Source organism: Pseudomonas brenneri, assembly GCF_007858285.1.
GTDB lineage: Bacteria > Pseudomonadota > Gammaproteobacteria > Pseudomonadales > Pseudomonadaceae > Aquipseudomonas > Aquipseudomonas brenneri.
The window spans coordinates 16,796-32,997 of the sequence record NZ_VFIL01000017.1; the positions used below are offsets into that span (position 1 = coordinate 16,796).

The 16,202-nt window shown below is 59.3% G+C and carries 18 protein-coding genes; all 18 read left to right on the top strand.

Annotation, left to right across the window (positions count from 1 at the left end; translation table 11 throughout):
• The 18 genes from cysE to der all read left to right on the top strand — a co-directional run bounded on the left by cysE (position 1) and on the right by der (position 16,112).
• Positions 1 to 783, top strand: coding sequence for a serine O-acetyltransferase (gene cysE / locus FJD34_RS26255; RefSeq protein ID WP_090290544.1), 783 nt, complete (start codon positions 1 to 3; stop codon positions 781 to 783).
• Positions 784 to 1,081: 298 nt separating this feature from the next.
• A complete protein-coding gene (iscR, locus tag FJD34_RS26260; protein WP_003210305.1) occupies positions 1,082 to 1,573 on the top strand; it encodes a Fe-S cluster assembly transcriptional regulator IscR in 492 nt (163 codons plus the stop codon).
• Positions 1,574 to 1,623: 50 nt separating this feature from the next.
• On the top strand, positions 1,624 to 2,838 hold the full coding sequence (locus FJD34_RS26265) for an IscS subfamily cysteine desulfurase (RefSeq protein ID WP_065943314.1): 1,215 nt from the start codon (positions 1,624 to 1,626) through the stop codon (positions 2,836 to 2,838).
• Between the two features lie 99 nt (positions 2,839 to 2,937).
• Entirely contained in the window at positions 2,938 to 3,324 is a 387-nt protein-coding gene (gene iscU, locus FJD34_RS26270; RefSeq protein WP_007929523.1) for a Fe-S cluster assembly scaffold IscU, read from the top strand.
• Between the two features lie 28 nt (positions 3,325 to 3,352).
• On the top strand, positions 3,353 to 3,676 hold the full coding sequence (gene iscA / locus FJD34_RS26275; RefSeq protein ID WP_003175963.1) for an iron-sulfur cluster assembly protein IscA: 324 nt from the start codon (positions 3,353 to 3,355) through the stop codon (positions 3,674 to 3,676).
• A gap of 8 nt (positions 3,677 to 3,684) precedes the next feature.
• Positions 3,685 to 4,206, top strand: a complete 522-nt coding sequence (hscB, locus tag FJD34_RS26280) for a co-chaperone HscB (RefSeq protein WP_032858306.1) — start codon at positions 3,685 to 3,687, stop codon at positions 4,204 to 4,206.
• A 51-nt stretch (positions 4,207 to 4,257) separates the two neighbouring features.
• Positions 4,258 to 6,120 carry a Fe-S protein assembly chaperone HscA gene (gene hscA, locus FJD34_RS26285; protein ID WP_090290545.1) on the top strand — a complete coding sequence of 621 codons (1,863 nt, stop codon included), beginning with the start codon at positions 4,258 to 4,260 and terminating at the stop codon, positions 6,118 to 6,120.
• Between the two features lie 3 nt (positions 6,121 to 6,123).
• Entirely contained in the window at positions 6,124 to 6,465 is a 342-nt protein-coding gene (fdx, locus tag FJD34_RS26290) for an ISC system 2Fe-2S type ferredoxin (RefSeq protein ID WP_032858304.1), read from the top strand.
• Positions 6,466 to 6,479: 14 nt separating this feature from the next.
• Positions 6,480 to 6,680, top strand: a complete 201-nt coding sequence (iscX, locus tag FJD34_RS26295; protein ID WP_032858302.1) for a Fe-S cluster assembly protein IscX — start codon at positions 6,480 to 6,482, stop codon at positions 6,678 to 6,680.
• 91 nt (positions 6,681 to 6,771) lie between these two features.
• The gene (gene ndk / locus FJD34_RS26300) at positions 6,772 to 7,197 is read left to right on the top strand and encodes a nucleoside-diphosphate kinase (RefSeq protein ID WP_017846179.1); all 426 of its coding nucleotides are present in this window, start codon (positions 6,772 to 6,774) and stop codon (positions 7,195 to 7,197) included.
• Between the two features lie 28 nt (positions 7,198 to 7,225).
• Complete coding sequence (gene rlmN, locus FJD34_RS26305) at positions 7,226 to 8,374, top strand: dual-specificity RNA methyltransferase RlmN (RefSeq protein WP_029298546.1); 1,149 nt, start codon at positions 7,226 to 7,228, stop codon at positions 8,372 to 8,374.
• A gap of 12 nt (positions 8,375 to 8,386) precedes the next feature.
• A complete protein-coding gene (pilW, locus tag FJD34_RS26310) occupies positions 8,387 to 9,145 on the top strand; it encodes a type IV pilus biogenesis/stability protein PilW (protein ID WP_032858299.1) in 759 nt (252 codons plus the stop codon).
• Complete coding sequence (locus tag FJD34_RS26315; RefSeq protein ID WP_090290546.1) at positions 9,145 to 10,128, top strand: RodZ domain-containing protein; 984 nt, start codon at positions 9,145 to 9,147, stop codon at positions 10,126 to 10,128. Before pilW ends, FJD34_RS26315 begins: the two co-directional genes overlap by 1 nt.
• A 2-nt stretch (positions 10,129 to 10,130) precedes the next feature.
• Complete coding sequence (gene ispG, locus FJD34_RS26320; RefSeq protein WP_029298540.1) at positions 10,131 to 11,240, top strand: flavodoxin-dependent (E)-4-hydroxy-3-methylbut-2-enyl-diphosphate synthase; 1,110 nt, start codon at positions 10,131 to 10,133, stop codon at positions 11,238 to 11,240.
• A 23-nt stretch (positions 11,241 to 11,263) separates the two neighbouring features.
• Complete coding sequence (hisS, locus tag FJD34_RS26325; RefSeq protein ID WP_032858296.1) at positions 11,264 to 12,553, top strand: histidine--tRNA ligase; 1,290 nt, start codon at positions 11,264 to 11,266, stop codon at positions 12,551 to 12,553.
• A gap of 41 nt (positions 12,554 to 12,594) precedes the next feature.
• The gene (locus tag FJD34_RS26330) at positions 12,595 to 13,236 is read left to right on the top strand and encodes a YfgM family protein (RefSeq protein ID WP_032858295.1); all 642 of its coding nucleotides are present in this window, start codon (positions 12,595 to 12,597) and stop codon (positions 13,234 to 13,236) included.
• On the top strand, positions 13,229 to 14,380 hold the full coding sequence (gene bamB / locus FJD34_RS26335; RefSeq protein WP_032858293.1) for an outer membrane protein assembly factor BamB: 1,152 nt from the start codon (positions 13,229 to 13,231) through the stop codon (positions 14,378 to 14,380). Before FJD34_RS26330 ends, bamB begins: the two co-directional genes overlap by 8 nt.
• 262 nt (positions 14,381 to 14,642) lie before the next feature.
• The gene (der, locus tag FJD34_RS26345) at positions 14,643 to 16,112 is read left to right on the top strand and encodes a ribosome biogenesis GTPase Der (RefSeq protein WP_032858292.1); all 1,470 of its coding nucleotides are present in this window, start codon (positions 14,643 to 14,645) and stop codon (positions 16,110 to 16,112) included.
• The last annotated feature ends 90 nt before the right edge of the window (positions 16,113 to 16,202 follow it).

A 16,202-nucleotide genomic window follows, 5' to 3' on the forward strand; every position in this document is an offset into this window, starting at 1 on the left:
ATGTTCGAGCGTTTGCGAGAAGATATCCAAAGTGTTTTCCACCGTGACCCGGCGGCGCGCAACGCCTTTGAAGTGCTGACCTGCTATCCGGGCATGCACGCGATCTGGATCCACCGCCTGTCCGGTGCCTTGTGGGGTATGGGCTGGAAATGGCTGGCGCGACTGGTGTCGAACTTCGGGCGCTGGTTGACCGGGATTGAGATTCATCCGGGGGCCAAGGTGGGTCGTCGCTTCTTTATCGACCATGGCATGGGCATCGTTATTGGTGAAACCGCCGAAATCGGAGACGACGTGACCCTGTATCAGGGCGTGACCCTGGGCGGCACCACCTGGAACAAGGGCAAACGCCATCCGACCCTTGAAAATGGCGTGGTGGTCGGGGCGGGCGCCAAGGTCCTGGGCCCGTTTACCGTCGGTGCTGGCGCCAAGGTCGGTTCCAATGCGGTGGTCACCAAGGCGGTGCCGCCAGGTGCAACCGTGGTGGGGATTCCCGGGCGGATCATCATCAAGCCGCACGTCAGCGATGAGCAGGAAGCCAAGCGCAAGGCCATGGCCGAGAAAATCGGCTTTGATGCCTATGGCGTCAGTGAGGACATGCCTGACCCGGTGGCGCGCGCCATCGGTCAGTTGCTCGACCATCTGCAAGCGGTGGACGGCAAGTTGGATGGCATGTGCGGCGCGCTGAAGGATCTGGGCAGTCCCTACTGTGCGAAGGATCTGCCTGAGTTGCGCGAAGAAGACTTCGCCGAGATCAAGAGCGAAAGCGCTACCAAGGCCGGCTGACTCTTGAGTCGGTCGCGATCCCTGTAGGAGCTGGCTTGCCTGCGATGGCGGCGAGCCAGTACCGGATGGACTGGCTGGCAAGCCGCTATCGCAGGCAAGCCAGCTCCCACATTTGATCTCCATTGGTCTTGAGGTTGGGGCTTGACCCTGTTCCCGCTGTTCCATCCGCCTCCGTCCTGCTACAATTCGCGCGCCTTTTTTACGGGTATTCCTGACTAAAGTACTAGGTCTTATAGTTGACTTAAATACTCGGGAATCGCATACTTGCTCCCATTCTGAAACACCTTGGTACTTGTCCATGAGACTGACTACAAAAGGCCGTTACGCGGTGACCGCCATGCTCGATCTGGCCCTGCACGCGCAAAACGGGCCGGTGTCCCTGGCCGATATCTCCGAGCGCCAAGGCATTTCCCTGTCTTACCTTGAGCAACTGTTCGCCAAGTTGCGCCGCAGCAACCTGGTTTCCAGTGTGCGTGGCCCGGGTGGCGGTTATCAGTTGTCCCGTGACATGCAAGGCATCCAGGTTGCCCAGGTGATCGACGCGGTGAATGAATCCGTCGATGCCACCAAGTGCCAGGGCCTGGGTGACTGCCATGCCGGCGACACCTGCCTGACGCACCACTTGTGGTGTGACTTGAGTCTGCAGATCCATGAGTTTTTGAGTGGTATCAGCTTGGCTGATCTTGTGACTCGCCGTGAGGTACAGGAAGTAGCCCAGCGTCAGGACCAGCGCCGTTGCAACACCAAGGCGCCGCGTCTGGACAAGATTGAAGCGTCCGCCGTCGAGTGACAGCCGAAGAGCTAACGGCACGCCAGCCAGCCTGATTTAGGAGAAAGTCCATGAAATTGCCGATTTACCTTGATTACTCAGCGACCACCCCGGTTGATCCGCGTGTCGCGCAAAAGATGAGCGAATGCCTGCTGGTTGACGGAAACTTCGGCAACCCTGCCTCCCGTTCCCACGTTTTCGGCTGGAAAGCCGAGGAGTCGGTCGAGAACGCTCGTCGCCAGGTCGCTGACCTGGTTAACGCCGATCCGCGTGAAATCGTCTGGACCTCCGGTGCCACCGAGTCCGACAACCTGGCGATCAAGGGCGCCGCGCATTTCTATGCGACCAAGGGCAAGCACCTGATCACCACCAAGATTGAGCACAAGGCTGTCCTCGACACCATGCGCCAACTGGAGCGTGAAGGTTTCGAGGTCACCTACCTTGAGCCGACCACTGACGGTATCGTCACCCCGGCCATGATCGAAGCCGCGATGCGTGAAGACACCATCCTGGTTTCCGTGATCCACGTGAACAACGAAATCGGCACCATCAACGACATCGCCGCCATCGGCGAGTTGACCCGCTCCAAAGGCGTGTTGCTGCATGTCGATGCTGCCCAGTCCACCGGCAAGGTCGATATCGACCTGTCTGCGCTTAAAGTCGACCTGATGTCGTTCTCGGCCCACAAGACCTACGGCCCCAAAGGTATTGGCGCGTTGTACGTGAGCCGCAAGCCTCGCGTGCGCATCGAAGCCACCATGCACGGCGGCGGTCACGAGCGCGGCATGCGTTCGGGCACCCTGGCGACCCACCAGATCGTCGGCATGGGCGAAGCCTTCCGTGTAGCCAAGGAAGACATGGCTGCCGAAAACGTGCGCATCAAGGCCCTCAGCGATCGCTTCTACAAGCAGGTCGAGAACCTTGAAGAGCTGTACATCAACGGCAGCATGACCGCCCGTGTACCGCACAACCTGAATTTGAGCTTCAACTACGTCGAAGGCGAGTCGCTGATCATGGCGCTCAAGGACCTGGCGGTTTCGTCCGGTTCGGCCTGCACCTCGGCCTCCCTTGAACCGTCCTACGTCCTGCGTGCCCTGGGCCGCAACGACGAGTTGGCGCATAGCTCGATCCGCTTTACGTTCGGCCGTTTCACCACCGAAGAAGAAGTCGACTACGCCGCGCAGAAAGTCTGCGAGGCGGTCACCAAGCTGCGCACCCTGTCGCCGCTGTGGGACATGTTCAAGGACGGTGTCGATATTTCCAAGATCGAGTGGGCGGCACACTAAATATAGAAGCCGCCACCCCAGCCCTGTAGGAACGTGGCGGAAAACGCAGGCGTTTTTACAGGGTTCCAGAGCGGCCCTGATGAGTGAGGATTCAATACCATGGCTTACAGCGAAAAGGTCATCGACCACTACGAAAACCCGCGCAACGTCGGCAAGATGAACGCGGAAGATCCTGATGTCGGCACCGGCATGGTCGGCGCTCCGGCGTGCGGCGACGTCATGCGCCTGCAGATCAAGGTCAACGAGCAGGGCATCATCGAAGATGCCAAGTTCAAGACCTACGGCTGCGGTTCGGCCATCGCCTCCAGTTCCCTGGCGACCGAGTGGATGAAAGGCAAGACTCTGGATGAAGCAGAGACCATCAAGAACACTCAACTGGCCGAAGAACTGGCCCTGCCGCCAGTGAAAATTCACTGCTCGGTACTCGCAGAAGACGCCATCAAGGCGGCTGTTCGCGACTACAAGCAGAAGAAAGGCTTGATCTAAGCATTTGGCGACGAGTAAGGAGTCAACGATGGCTATCAGCATGACAGAAGCGGCTGCGCAGCACATTCGCCGTTCCCTGAATGGGCGCGGTAAAGGTGAGGGGATTCGTCTGGGTGTTCGCACCACGGGCTGTTCCGGCCTTGCCTACGTGCTGGAGTTCGTCGACGAGGTGGTTGCGGAAGACCAGGTGTTCGAAAGTCACGGCGAAAAAGTGATCATCGACCCGAAAAGCCTGACCTACCTGGACGGCACCGAGCTCGATTTCGTCAAGGAAGGGTTGAACGAAGGCTTCAAGTTCAACAACCCCAACGTACGCGGTGAATGTGGCTGCGGCGAAAGCTTCAACATCTGAGGCTATCTGTGGGTACTCCTTGTCATTTCGCTTTATTCGAGCTGCAGCCGAGCTTTCGGCTGGACCTTGAGCAGCTTGCCATGCGCTACCGAGAGTTGGCGCGTGGGGTGCATCCGGACCGCTTCGCTGACGCTTCCGAGCGTGAGCAACGCCTGGCGCTGGAGCAGTCGGCCAGCCTCAACGAAGCCTATCAGACGCTGAAAAATCCGCCGAAACGCGCGCGCTATTTGCTCGCGATGAACGGTGGCGAGTTGCCGCTGGAAGTTACGGTCCATGACCCTGATTTCCTGATGCAGCAGATGCAATGGCGTGAAGAACTTGAAGACTTGCAGGACGAGGCCGATCTGGCTGGCGTCGCGGTCTTCAAGCGTCGTCTGAAAGTGGCCCAGGATGAGCTCAACGAAAGCTTCGCAGCTTGTTGGGATGATGCAGCGCAGCGTGAGCAGGCCGAACGCCTGATGCGGCGCATGCAGTTCCTCGACAAGCTCACTTACGAAGTGCGCCAGTTAGAAGAGCGCCTCGACGATTAACCCAGTGCTGCACAGATTGCACGCCTGATAGACAGATAAGACCTGATTACCATGGCTCTACTGCAGATCGCCGAACCCGGCCAAAGTCCTCAACCGCACCAGCGTCGCCTGGCGGTTGGCATCGACTTGGGTACTACCAATTCACTGGTCGCCGCACTGCGCAGCGGTCTTTCCGAGTCGTTGCCCGATGCTGATGGCCAGGTGATCCTGCCGTCCGCCGTGCGCTATCACGCTGATCGCACCGAAGTGGGTGAGTCAGCCAGGCTCGCGGCCTCTACCGATCCGCTGAACACGGTGCTGTCGGTCAAGCGCTTGATGGGTCGTGGGTTGTCCGACGTCAAGCAATTGGGCGATCAACTGCCGTACCGCTTTGTCGGTGGTGAATCCCATATGCCGTTTATCGACACCATCCAGGGCCCGAAAAGCCCGGTGGAAGTGTCGGCCGATATCCTCAAAGTCTTGCGCCAGCGTGCCGAGACGACCTTGGGTGGCGAGCTGGTAGGGGCGGTGATCACGGTTCCGGCGTATTTCGACGACGCCCAGCGCCAAGCCACCAAGGATGCGGCGAAACTCGCCGGCCTTAATGTCTTGCGCCTGCTCAACGAGCCGACCGCTGCTGCCGTGGCTTATGGCCTGGACCAGCATGCCGAAGGCCTGGTCGCGATTTACGATCTGGGTGGCGGTACTTTTGATATTTCGATCCTGCGCCTGACCGGTGGTGTCTTCGAAGTCCTGGCCACCGGTGGCGACAGCGCGCTGGGCGGCGATGACTTCGATCACGCCATCGCCGGCTGGATCATCACCAGCGCCGGATTGTCCGCCGACCTCGATCCGGGCACCCAGCGCAACCTGCTGCAAACGGCCTGCGCGGCCAAGGAAGCCCTGACCGACGCTGCATCTGTTGAAGTTTCCTACGGCTCATGGTCGGCGCAACTGACCCGTGAAGCCTTCGATGCGCTGATCGAGCCGATGGTTGCTCGTAGCCTGAAAGCCTGCCGTCGCGCCGTGCGTGACTCCGGCATCGAGCTGGAAGAAGTCGGCGCGGTGGTCATGGTCGGCGGTTCGACCCGTGTGCCGCGGGTTCGCGAAGCCGTGGCCGAAGCCTTTGGTCGCCAGCCGCTGACTGAAATCGATCCGGATCAAGTGGTAGCCATTGGGGCTGCGATCCAGGCCGATACCCTGGCTGGCAACAAGCGGGATGGTGGCGAACTGCTGCTGCTCGACGTGATTCCGTTGTCCCTGGGGTTGGAAACCATGGGCGGCCTGATGGAGAAGGTGATTCCACGCAACACCACCATTCCCGTCGCCCGTGCCCAGGACTTCACCACGTATAAAGATGGCCAGACGGCCATGATGATTCATGTGCTGCAAGGCGAGCGCGAGCTGATCAGCGACTGCCGCTCCCTGGCGCGCTTTGAATTGCGCGGTATCCCGGCGATGGTCGCGGGTGCGGCGAAGATTCGCGTGACCTTCCAGGTCGACGCCGACGGCCTGCTCAGTGTGGCCGCGCGTGAGTTGGGTTCGGGCGTTGAAGCCAGTATCCAGGTCAAACCGTCCTACGGCCTGACCGACGGCGAAATCGCCAAGATGCTCAAGGATTCGTTCCAGTATGCCGGTGACGACAAGGTCGCTCGTGTCCTGCGTGAGCAGCAAGTCGATGCCCAGCGCCTGCTTGAAGCGGTGCAGGGCGCCCTTGAGGCCGATGGCGAGCGCCTTCTGGATGCTGAAGAGCGCCTGGTCATCGACCTGCAGATGCAGGAACTGGCCGAATTGATGAAAGGCACCGATGGTTATGCCATCGAACAACAGACCAAGCGCCTTTCACAAGTAACCGATGCCTTTGCCGCCCGTCGTATGAACCAGACGGTGAAAGCCGCCCTGGCGGGACGCAACCTGAATGAAATTGAGGAATAACTGATGCCGCAGGTCATTTTTCTGCCACACACCGAGCATTGCCCGGACGGTATGGTCGTGGAGGCTGAGACCGGCAAGTCCCTTCTCGAAGTTGCCCACGACAACCACATCGAGATCGAGAGTGCTTGTGGTGGCGTTAATGCCTGTACCACCTGTCACTGCATTATCCGCGAAGGTTTCAATAGCCTCGAAGAGGCCGATGAGCTGGAAGAGGACTATCTTGATAGGGCGTGGGGCCTGGAGCCGACATCGCGCCTGAGTTGTCAGGCAAAGGTGGGGACTGAAGACCTCACCGTTGAAATTCCGAAGTATTCGCTCAACCATGCGGCCGAAGCGCCGCATTGATTCAAGGAAGTGTCATGAGTCTTAAATGGGTTGATGTGCAAGAGATCGCTATTCTGCTGGCCGACGGCTATCCGGATATGGATCCCTATTCGGTGAACTTTGTAGCTTTGCGTGACATGGTCATGGCCTTGCCAGGGTTCGAAGACGAGCGGGATCGCGGCGGTGAAAAGGTTCTTGAAGCGATCCAGACTGCCTGGAAAGAAGAACAGGACTGAAGCCTCCCTCACGCAGTTAGGCAATACCCAAGAACCCGCGTATAATTCGCGGGTTTAATTTTTCGCAAATTACCGTTTCTGGAGTTACACCATGGCTGTTCAACGTACTTTCTCCATCATCAAGCCTGACGCTGTTGCAAAAAACGTCATCGGCGAGATCACCACTCGTTTCGAAAAAGCCGGCCTGAAGGTTGTAGCTTCGAAACTCAAGCAACTGTCCAAGGCTGAAGCTGAAGGCTTCTACGCTGAGCACAGCGCTCGTGGTTTCTTCGGCGACCTGGTTGCCTTCATGATCTCCGGTCCTGTTGTTGTACAGGTTCTGGAAGGCGAAAACGCTATCGCTCTGAACCGTGAGCTGATGGGCGCTACCAACCCTAAAGAAGCGGCTGCCGGCACCATCCGTGCTGATTTCGCTGACTCCATCGACGCCAACGCTGTACACGGTTCGGACTCCGAAGCCGCTGCTGCTCGCGAAATTTCGTACTTCTTCGCAGCTACCGAAGTAACCACTCGCTAAGCATTGGCTTAAGAGTGAAGGTGAATCCATGACTACATCGACTGTAAAAACCAACCTGCTGGGTCTGACTCAACAGGAAATGGAAAAATTCTTCGACTCAATCGGGGAGAAGCGTTTCCGTGCCGGTCAGGTAATGAAGTGGATTCACCACTTTGGCGTCGACGATTTCGACGCCATGACGAACGTCAGCAAGGCCCTGCGCGACAAGCTCAAGGCGATTGCCGAGGTCCGTGGTCCCGAAGTGGTCAGCGAGGACATCTCCAGCGACGGCACCCGTAAGTGGGTGGTGCGCGTGGCGTCCGGCAGTTGCGTCGAGACCGTCTACATTCCCCAGGGCAAGCGCGGCACTTTGTGCGTTTCGTCCCAGGCAGGCTGTGCCCTGGACTGCAGTTTCTGCTCCACCGGCAAGCAAGGCTTCAATAGCAACCTCACCGCCGCCGAAGTGATCGGCCAGGTGTGGATTGCCAACAAATCCTTTGGCAGCGTCCCGGCGACCGTCGACCGTGCCATCACCAACGTGGTGATGATGGGCATGGGTGAGCCGCTGCTGAACTTCGACAACGTGATTGCGGCCATGCATTTGATGATGGACGACCTGGGCTACGGCATCTCCAAGCGCCGTGTGACCCTGTCGACCTCCGGCGTGGTACCGATGATCGATGAGCTGGCCAAGCACATCGACGTCTCCCTGGCGTTGTCGCTGCACGCACCCAATGACGCATTGCGTAACCAATTGGTGCCGATCAACAAGAAGTATCCGCTTAAGATGCTGCTCGAATCTTGCCAGCGTTATATGGCGACCTTGGGTGAGAAGCGCGTGCTGACCATTGAGTACACCATGCTCAAGGACATCAACGACAAGGTCGAACACGCCGTCGAGATGATCGAGTTGCTCAAGAACACGCCGTGCAAGATCAACCTGATCCCGTTCAACCCGTTTCCCCATTCTGGCTACGAGCGGCCGAGCAACAACGCCATCCGCCGTTTCCAGGATCAACTGCACCAGGCCGGCTACAACGTCACCGTACGCACCACCCGTGGTGAAGACATCGACGCCGCCTGTGGCCAATTGGTCGGACAGGTGCTGGACCGCACCCGTCGCAGCGAGCGTTATATCGCCGTGCGTGAACTGAACGCCGCCGACGATTTGCCGCAGATTGCTGTGAATCGAATCTGAGAGAGGATCTCTATGCCCTTGCGCCTTGCGCTGCTTTTGCTTGTTGCCAGCCTCTCGGTTGGCTGTGTTTCATCGGGCTCTGACAGCCCGCTGCAAACCGGCAAGGGCCGTGACGAAGCGCGTGCTGCCTATGTGCAGTTGGGGCTGGGTTACCTGCGCCAGGGGTTGAGCGAGCAGGCCAAGGTGCCGCTGCAAAAGGCCCTGGCCCTCGACAACCAGGATGCCGACGCCAATGCGGCGCTGGCCCTGGTGTTCCAGGCCCAGGCCGAGCCTGAGCTGGCCGATCAGTATTTCCAGAAAGCCCTGGCCGTTCGCCCCCATGATCCGCGCCTGCTCAACAACTACGGCAGTTTCCTGTACCAGCAGGAACGTTATGAGCAAGCGGCCGGTTATTTCCAGCAGGCAGCCACTGATACCCTATATCCTGAACGTTCGCGGGTTTTCGAGAACCTGGGGGTGACGTCCGTGCGCCTTGGCCAGCGTGAAAGCGCCCGCCGGCAACTGGAAAAGGCCCTGCACCTGAACCAGCGCCAGCCACGGGCCTTGCTCGAAATGGCCCAGTTGTCGTTTGAAGACAGGCATTATGTGCCGGCACGTGACTATTACGAGCGTTTTAGCCTGCTCAGCGGGCAAAATGCACGTAGTCTATTGCTTGGTGTGCGCCTGGCCACGGTTCATGAAGAACGCGACAAGGCCACACGTTTTAGCCAGCAATTAGAACGACTCTATCCCGGTACGCCGGAATATCAGCAATACCTGTCGGAGCAATGATGAAAGCCGCGCACCCGGAAGTTGTAGCCGCTAATCGCGTAAACCCAGGCGAGACCTTGCGTCAGGCCCGCGAAAGCAATGGTTGGTCGCTGGAAGAAGTGGCCCTCAAGCTCAATTTGACCTCCTCTTCCCTGGGCAACCTGGAAAACGGCGCGTTCGACAAACTGCCCGGGCATACCTTCGCCCGCGGTTATATCCGTGCCTACGCCAAGCTGCTGGGCACCGACCAGGCCATTCTGGTCCAGCAATTCGACCAGTTCACCGGTACCGACTCCCAGGGTAGCAATGTCCACGGTCTCGGTCGCATCGAAGAGCCGGTGCGGGTTTCCCACACTATTCTGCGAATTGTCAGCCTGTTGCTGCTGATTGCCGTGATCGGTGGTGGTTTTATCTGGTGGCAGGACCAGACGACCCTGCGCAGCAAGGACCTGATCAGCAACGCCTTGGAGCACGTCGAAGTCGAGAGCGCCGACGGCACCACTCAGATTCATCCTCTGGACGAGCCTGAAGACCAGGCAGTAGTCCAGGGCCAGACCGCGCCCGAAACCAGTCTTGACCTGCAAGCAGGCCAGCCGCCTGCCGAAGGCGTCAGTGAAGCGGCCCCAGCTGCCGTTGTACCGACTCCTGCCGTACCTGCAACCCCGGCCACCGTGGCCCAGGTGCCTGTAGTACCGGCGCCGATCGCACCTGTTGCGCCAACGGCTGCCGCACCTGCTTCCCTGGCGCCAGTCAGCGTGGCGGGCGATGGCCGTCTCCAGATTACCTACGTCGCTGACTGCTGGACACAAGTCACCGATGGCAATGGCAAAGTCCTGTTCAGTGCTTTGAAGCGTAAGGGAGATACGCTTGATCAGGTCGGCAAGCCTCCTTTGACGCTGCGTCTGGGCTTTGCCCGTGGCGCGCAAGTGGCCTACAACGGCCAGCCTGTGGACGTGGCGCCGTTCACCAGTGGCGAGACCGCTCGCCTGAAGTTGGGACAATAGTCATGCACGGCGAATCTCCAATCAAACGTCGCGTATCGCGCAAGATCTGGGTCGGCTCGGTGCCGGTGGGTGGCGATGCCCCCATCGCCGTACAGAGCATGACCAACAGCGACACCAATGATGTGGCTGCCACCGTGGCCCAGATCAACCGCCTGGAAGCTGCGGGCGTCGATATCGTGCGGGTTTCCGTGCCGGATATGGACGCCGCCGAAGCCTTCGGTCGCATCAAGCAACTGGTCAAGGTGCCGTTGGTCGCCGACATTCACTTCGACTACAAGATCGCTCTGCGCGTGGCCGAACTGGGCGTCGACTGCCTGCGGATCAACCCGGGCAACATCGGTCGCGAAGACCGGGTGCGTGCCGTGGTCGATGCTGCCCGTGATCGCGGGATCCCGATTCGTATCGGCGTCAACGCCGGCTCCCTGGAAAAAGACCTGCAAAAGAAATATGGCGAGCCTACTCCGGCGGCCCTGGTTGAGTCGGCACTGCGCCACGTCGAGCACCTCGAACGCCTGAATTTCCAGGACTTCAAGGTCAGCGTAAAGGCTTCCGATGTGTTCATGGCGGTAGAAGCCTACCGCCTGCTGGCCAAGGAAATCGTGCAGCCGTTGCACCTGGGCATCACCGAAGCCGGTGGTTTGCGTTCAGGCACAGTGAAATCTGCGGTAGGTCTCGGTATGCTGCTGGCCGACGGGATTGGCGATACCATTCGCATCTCCCTGGCGGCGGACCCGGTAGAGGAAGTGAAAGTCGGCTACGACATTCTCAAATCCCTGCATCTACGCTCCCGTGGCATCAATTTTATTGCCTGCCCGAGCTGCTCGCGGCAGAACTTCGACGTGGTGAAAACCATGAACGAGTTGGAAGTACGCCTGGAAGACCTGCTGGTGCCGCTGGATGTCGCAGTCATCGGTTGCGTGGTCAACGGGCCAGGTGAGGCCAAAGAGGCACATGTGGGCCTGACCGGCGGTACCCCGAACCTGATTTACATCGACGGCAAGCCGTCGCAGAAGCTGACAAATGACAATCTGGTGGATCAGCTGGAAAAGCTGATCCGCGACAAAGCGGCCGAGAAGGTCGCCGCAGACGCAGCGCTGATCGCTCGCGGCTGATTGAACGAATTTAAGGATTTGATGTGAGCAAGTCTCTGCAAGCCATCCGTGGCATGAACGACATCCTGCCCGAACAGACGCCCCTGTGGCGCTATTTCGAGAGCACGGTCGCGCGCCTGCTGGATAACTACGGTTACAAGCAGATCCGCATGCCGATTGTCGAATTCACCGAGCTGTTCAAGCGCTCCATCGGTGAAGTGACCGACATCGTCGAAAAAGAGATGTACACCTTCGAAGACCGCAACGGCGACTCCCTGACCCTGCGTCCGGAAGGTACCGCCGCGTGCGTGCGCGCCGTGCTTGAGCATGGCATCACCGGTGGTGGCCAGACTCAGAAGCTGTGGTACATCGGCCCGATGTTCCGCCACGAACGCCCGCAGAAAGGCCGTTATCGCCAGTTTCACCAGATCGGTTGCGAAGTGTTCAACCTCGATGGTCCGGACATCGACGCCGAACTGATCGTGCTGACCTGGCGCCTGTGGGGCCAGTTGGGTATCCGCGACGCGGTCAAGCTTGAACTCAACAGCCTGGGCACCAGCGAATCCCGTGGCCGCTACCGCGAAGCCCTGGTCGAGTTCCTGTCCGCGCACCTGGACAAGCTCGATGAAGACAGCCAGCGTCGCCTGAAGACCAACCCGTTGCGCGTCCTGGATACCAAGAACGCCGATACCCAGGCCATCCTGGTCGACGCGCCGAAAATGGCCGACTACCTGGACGATGAATCCCGCACGCATTTCGAGGGCCTCAAGGCTCGCCTGGATGCGGCCGGTATTCCCTACGTCATCAACCCCAAGTTGGTGCGTGGCCTCGATTACTACAGCAAGACCGTGTTCGAATGGGTCACCGACAAGCTCGGCGCCCAGGGCACCGTGTGTGCCGGTGGTCGCTATGACGGCCTGGTCGAGCAGATGGGCGGCAAGCCGACCACGGGCGTGGGCTTTGCCATGGGCATCGAGCGCCTGATCCTGCTGCTGGAAACCCTGGAGCAGATCCCCGAAGAAATTTCCCGTCAGGTGGACGTGTACCTGTGCGCCTTTGGCGAGGCGGCCGAACTGGCTGGCCTGGCCTTGAGCGAGCAATTACGCGACCAACTGCCGAGCCTGCGCCTGCAGGTCAATGCCGGCGCCGGCAGCTTCAAGAGCCAATTCAAGAAAGCCGACAAGAGCGGTGCGTTGTACGCGCTGATCCTGGGTGATGATGAACTGGCCCAGCAAGTGGTAAGTGTCAAACCCCTGCGTGGCCAGGGCGAACAACAAAGCATTGCCTTTGATGCGCTAGCAGCGCACTTGGCCACCTGCATCGTGCAGGGTTGAAGCTGTCAAACAGCCGAATTTAGCGATTAAGGAGTATTGGGGTGTCGAGTACTGAAGATGAGCATCTGGCCGAGTTCAAAGACTGGTGGCAGCGTAACGGCAAACCCCTGGTCACTGGCGGCCTGCTGGCGCTGGTAGTGGTGTTTGGCTGGCAGGCGTTCCAGAAATATCAGGGCAATCAGTCGCAAGGCGCCTCGATGCTCTATCAGCAACTGCTGGAAACCACGCTGACGCCCACTGGCAAGCCTGACCCTGCCCAAGTGGCGGACCTGGCCGGCAAGCTGAAAAAAGAATTTGGCGGTAGCACCTACGCCCAATACGGCAGCCTGTTCGTCGCGAAAGTTGCGGTCGATACCGGCAAGCTGGATGACGCAGCTTCCGAGCTCAAAGCCGTCGCCGACAAGCCGAACAACCCGACCCTGGGTGAAATCGCACGTCAGCGCCTGGCCCAGGTCCTGGCTGCACAGAACAAGGCCGACGAAGCACTGAAACTGCTCGACGGCGATGCTGACAAGGCATTTGTAGCCACTCGCGAAGAGCTCAAGGGCGACCTGCTGGTCCAATTGGGTCGTACCGACGAAGCCAATGCTGCGTACCAAAAAGCCAAGGCTGCGCTGTCTGATGAAGCAGCGGTCGGTGGCTTACAAATCAAGCTGGACGACCTGGCCAAAGGGGATGCGTGACGTGATCCGTTGGAAACATGCAGCATTGCTGGCTCTGGCCGTTTTGGCCGCGGGTTGCAGCAGCAACAGCAAAAAAGAACTGCCTCCGGCCGAGCTGACCAGCTTCAAGGAAGAAGTGGTCCTGCAAAAGCAGTGGAGCCGCTCCATCGGTGACGGTCAGGGCGACACCTACAACATGTTGGTACCGGCAATTGACGGTGACAACATTGTGGCCGCTGACGTGACGGGTGTTGTGATCTCCATGGATCGCATGAACGGCGACGTCAAGTGGAAGAAGGATCTCGAACTGCCTGTTTCCGGCGCCGTCGGCGTGGGTTACGGCATGGTGATGATCGGCACGCTCAAGGGCGAAGTCGTGGCCCTGGATTCGAGCAACGGTGAAGAGAAATGGCGCGCTCGCGTGACCAGTGAAGTCCTCGCACCGCCTGCCACCAACGGCGATATCGTCGTGGTGCAGACCCAGGATGACCGTGTTATCGGCCTTGATGCCAACACCGGTGAGCAGCGCTGGCTGTACGACAGCACCCCTGCGGTGTTGACGTTGCGCGGTACCAGTGGTCCGGTTGTGACCAATAACCTGGCGCTGGCTGGCCTTTCGACCGGTAAAGTGGTCGCCCTGGATACCCAGAACGGCGTGCCGGCCTGGGAATCGCGGGTCGCCATTCCGCAAGGTCGTTCCGAGTTGGACCGTGTCGTGGACATCGACGGCGGCTTGCTGCTGTCGGGTGAAACCCTGTACGTCGCCACTTACCAGGGCCGTGTTGCGGCGCTGGACCTGCAAAGCGGCCGCGTCCTCTGGCAGCGTGATGCTTCCAGCTACGCCGGTGTCGCCCAAGGGTTTGGCAGCGTCTACGTGAGCCTGGCATCCGGTACCGTTGAAAGCGTCGATGAGCGTTCCACCACAGCCCTGTGGAGCAACGACTCGCTGGCTCGTCGTCAACTGTCGGCTCCGGAAGTGTTCTCCAGCTATGTAGCGGTAGGCGACCTGGAAGGTTACCTGCACTTGCTGAGCCAGGTGGATGGTCGCTTTGTCGGCCGTGAACGTATCGACAGCGACGGCCTGCGTGCGCGTCCGCTGGTAGTAGGCAACATGCTTTATGTGTTTGGTAACAGCGGCAAGCTGGAAGCCCTGACCATCAAGTAAGAACTATGCTTGGGGTAACCCCCAGGCGGCCCTGCTACAACGCTTTTTGCTTTTTGTAGGAGCGAGCTTGCTCGCGAAGGACCTGAGGAGCACGCGTTTAATCAGGTTAAACGCGTTATCGTTAACGTTCTTCGCGAGCAAGCTCGCTCCTACAGTGATCAGTGTTGTGCAGGGCATGTGGCATTTCAAATGCCGCCCCGAGCACCAGCCGCTGCCTTGCAGCGGCTTTTGTATTTTCTGAAATAACGCAGTGGAGAGCCGCATGGTTCCCGTAATCGCCCTGGTGGGCCGACCTAACGTCGGCAAGTCCACCTTGTTCAACCGCCTGACCAGGACTCGCGACGCCATCGTCGGCGACTTGTCCGGTCTGACCCGTGATCGCCAATACGGTGAGGCAAAGTGGCAAGGGCGCTCCTACATTATTGTCGACACCGGTGGTATCTCCGGTGACGAGCATGGCATGGATGAAAAAATGGCCGAGCAGTCGCTGCTGGCCATCGAAGAAGCCGATGTCGTGTTGTTCCTGGTGGATGCCCGCGCGGGCTACACCGCTGCCGACCAGATGATTGGCGAGCACCTGCGCAAGCGCAACAAGCGTTCCTATCTGATCGCCAACAAGATCGACAACATCGATCCTGAGGCGGCCCGAGCCGAATTCAGCCCGATGGGCCTGGGCGACGCGATCCCGGTCGCCGGTGCCCACGGTCGCGGCATCACCCAGATGCTGGAAATCGCCCTGCGCGACTTCCCCAAGGATGACGACGAAGAAGTTGAAGGCGAAGAAGAAGTCGTTGCCGAAGGTGAGGAAGCCAAGCGCATTCCTGGCCCAAGCGAAAAAGACGGCATCAAGATCGCTATCATTGGCCGTCCGAACGTCGGCAAGTCGACCCTGGTCAACCGCATGCTCGGTGAAGACCGGGTCATCGTCTATGACCAGCCAGGCACGACCCGTGACAGCATCTACATCCCGTTCGAGCGTAACGACGAGAAGTACACGCTGATCGACACCGCCGGTGTGCGCAAGCGCGGCAAGATCCACGAGGAAGTCGAAAAGTTCTCGGTGGTCAAAACCCTGCAGGCGATCAAAGACGCCAACGTGGTGATCTTCGTCATGGACGCCCGCGAAGGCGTGGTCGACCACGACCTCAACCTGCTGGGCTTTGCCCTGGAGGCCGGTCGGGCATTGGTGATCGCGATCAACAAATGGGACGGCATGACCCCGAGCGAGCGTGACTTCGTCAAAGTCGAGTTGCAGCGCCGGTTGTTCTTCGTCGACTTCGCCGATATCCACTTCATCTCGGCGCTGCACGGCACCGGTGTGGGCAACCTCTACGCGTCGGTACAGAACTCGTTCAAGTCCGCGGTTACCCGCTGGCCAACCAACCGCCTGACCCAGATCCTTGAGGATGCAGTTGGCGAGCACGCGCCGCCGATGGTCAACAACCGCCGGATCAAACTGCGTTATGCCCACTTGGGTGGTGCCAACCCGCCGATTATCGTGATCCACGGTAACCAGATCGAGAAGGTGCCAAAGTCCTACGTGCGTTACCTGGAAAACACCTACCGCCGTGTCTTGAAGCTGGTCGGTACGCCGATCCGCATCGAGTTCAAAGGTGGCGATAACCCGTACGAAGGCAACAAGAACAGCCTGACTGATCGCCAAGTGAACAAGAAACGTCGCTTGATGAGCCACAACAAGAAGGCTGACAAAAAGCGTAAAGACCGCCGCTGATCCCTGTAGGAGCCGGCTTGCCAGCTTCTACATAAGATAGGCGTTACCCAAGAAGGGGCTCTGAATGAGCCCTTTTTTGTGCCTCACGAT

Excerpts from the sequence above, each read along its gene's own strand:
- cysE (WP_090290544.1), top strand. The coding sequence starts at position 1 with ATGTTCGAGCGTTTGCGAGAAGATATCCAAAGTGTTTTCCACCGTGAC.
- iscR (WP_003210305.1), top strand. The coding sequence starts at position 1,082 with ATGAGACTGACTACAAAAGGCCGTTACGCGGTGACCGCCATGCTCGAT.
- FJD34_RS26265 (WP_065943314.1), top strand. The coding sequence starts at position 1,624 with ATGAAATTGCCGATTTACCTTGATTACTCAGCGACCACCCCGGTTGAT.
- iscU (WP_007929523.1), top strand. The coding sequence starts at position 2,938 with ATGGCTTACAGCGAAAAGGTCATCGACCACTACGAAAACCCGCGCAAC.
- iscA (WP_003175963.1), top strand. The coding sequence starts at position 3,353 with ATGGCTATCAGCATGACAGAAGCGGCTGCGCAGCACATTCGCCGTTCC.
- hscA (WP_090290545.1), top strand. The coding sequence starts at position 4,258 with ATGGCTCTACTGCAGATCGCCGAACCCGGCCAAAGTCCTCAACCGCAC.
- fdx (WP_032858304.1), top strand. The coding sequence starts at position 6,124 with ATGCCGCAGGTCATTTTTCTGCCACACACCGAGCATTGCCCGGACGGT.
- iscX (WP_032858302.1), top strand. The coding sequence starts at position 6,480 with ATGAGTCTTAAATGGGTTGATGTGCAAGAGATCGCTATTCTGCTGGCC.
- ndk (WP_017846179.1), top strand. The coding sequence starts at position 6,772 with ATGGCTGTTCAACGTACTTTCTCCATCATCAAGCCTGACGCTGTTGCA.
- rlmN (WP_029298546.1), top strand. The coding sequence starts at position 7,226 with ATGACTACATCGACTGTAAAAACCAACCTGCTGGGTCTGACTCAACAG.
- pilW (WP_032858299.1), top strand. The coding sequence starts at position 8,387 with ATGCCCTTGCGCCTTGCGCTGCTTTTGCTTGTTGCCAGCCTCTCGGTT.
- FJD34_RS26315 (WP_090290546.1), top strand. The coding sequence starts at position 9,145 with ATGAAAGCCGCGCACCCGGAAGTTGTAGCCGCTAATCGCGTAAACCCA.
- ispG (WP_029298540.1), top strand. The coding sequence starts at position 10,131 with ATGCACGGCGAATCTCCAATCAAACGTCGCGTATCGCGCAAGATCTGG.
- bamB (WP_032858293.1), top strand. The coding sequence starts at position 13,229 with ATGCGTGACGTGATCCGTTGGAAACATGCAGCATTGCTGGCTCTGGCC.
- der (WP_032858292.1), top strand. The coding sequence starts at position 14,643 with ATGGTTCCCGTAATCGCCCTGGTGGGCCGACCTAACGTCGGCAAGTCC.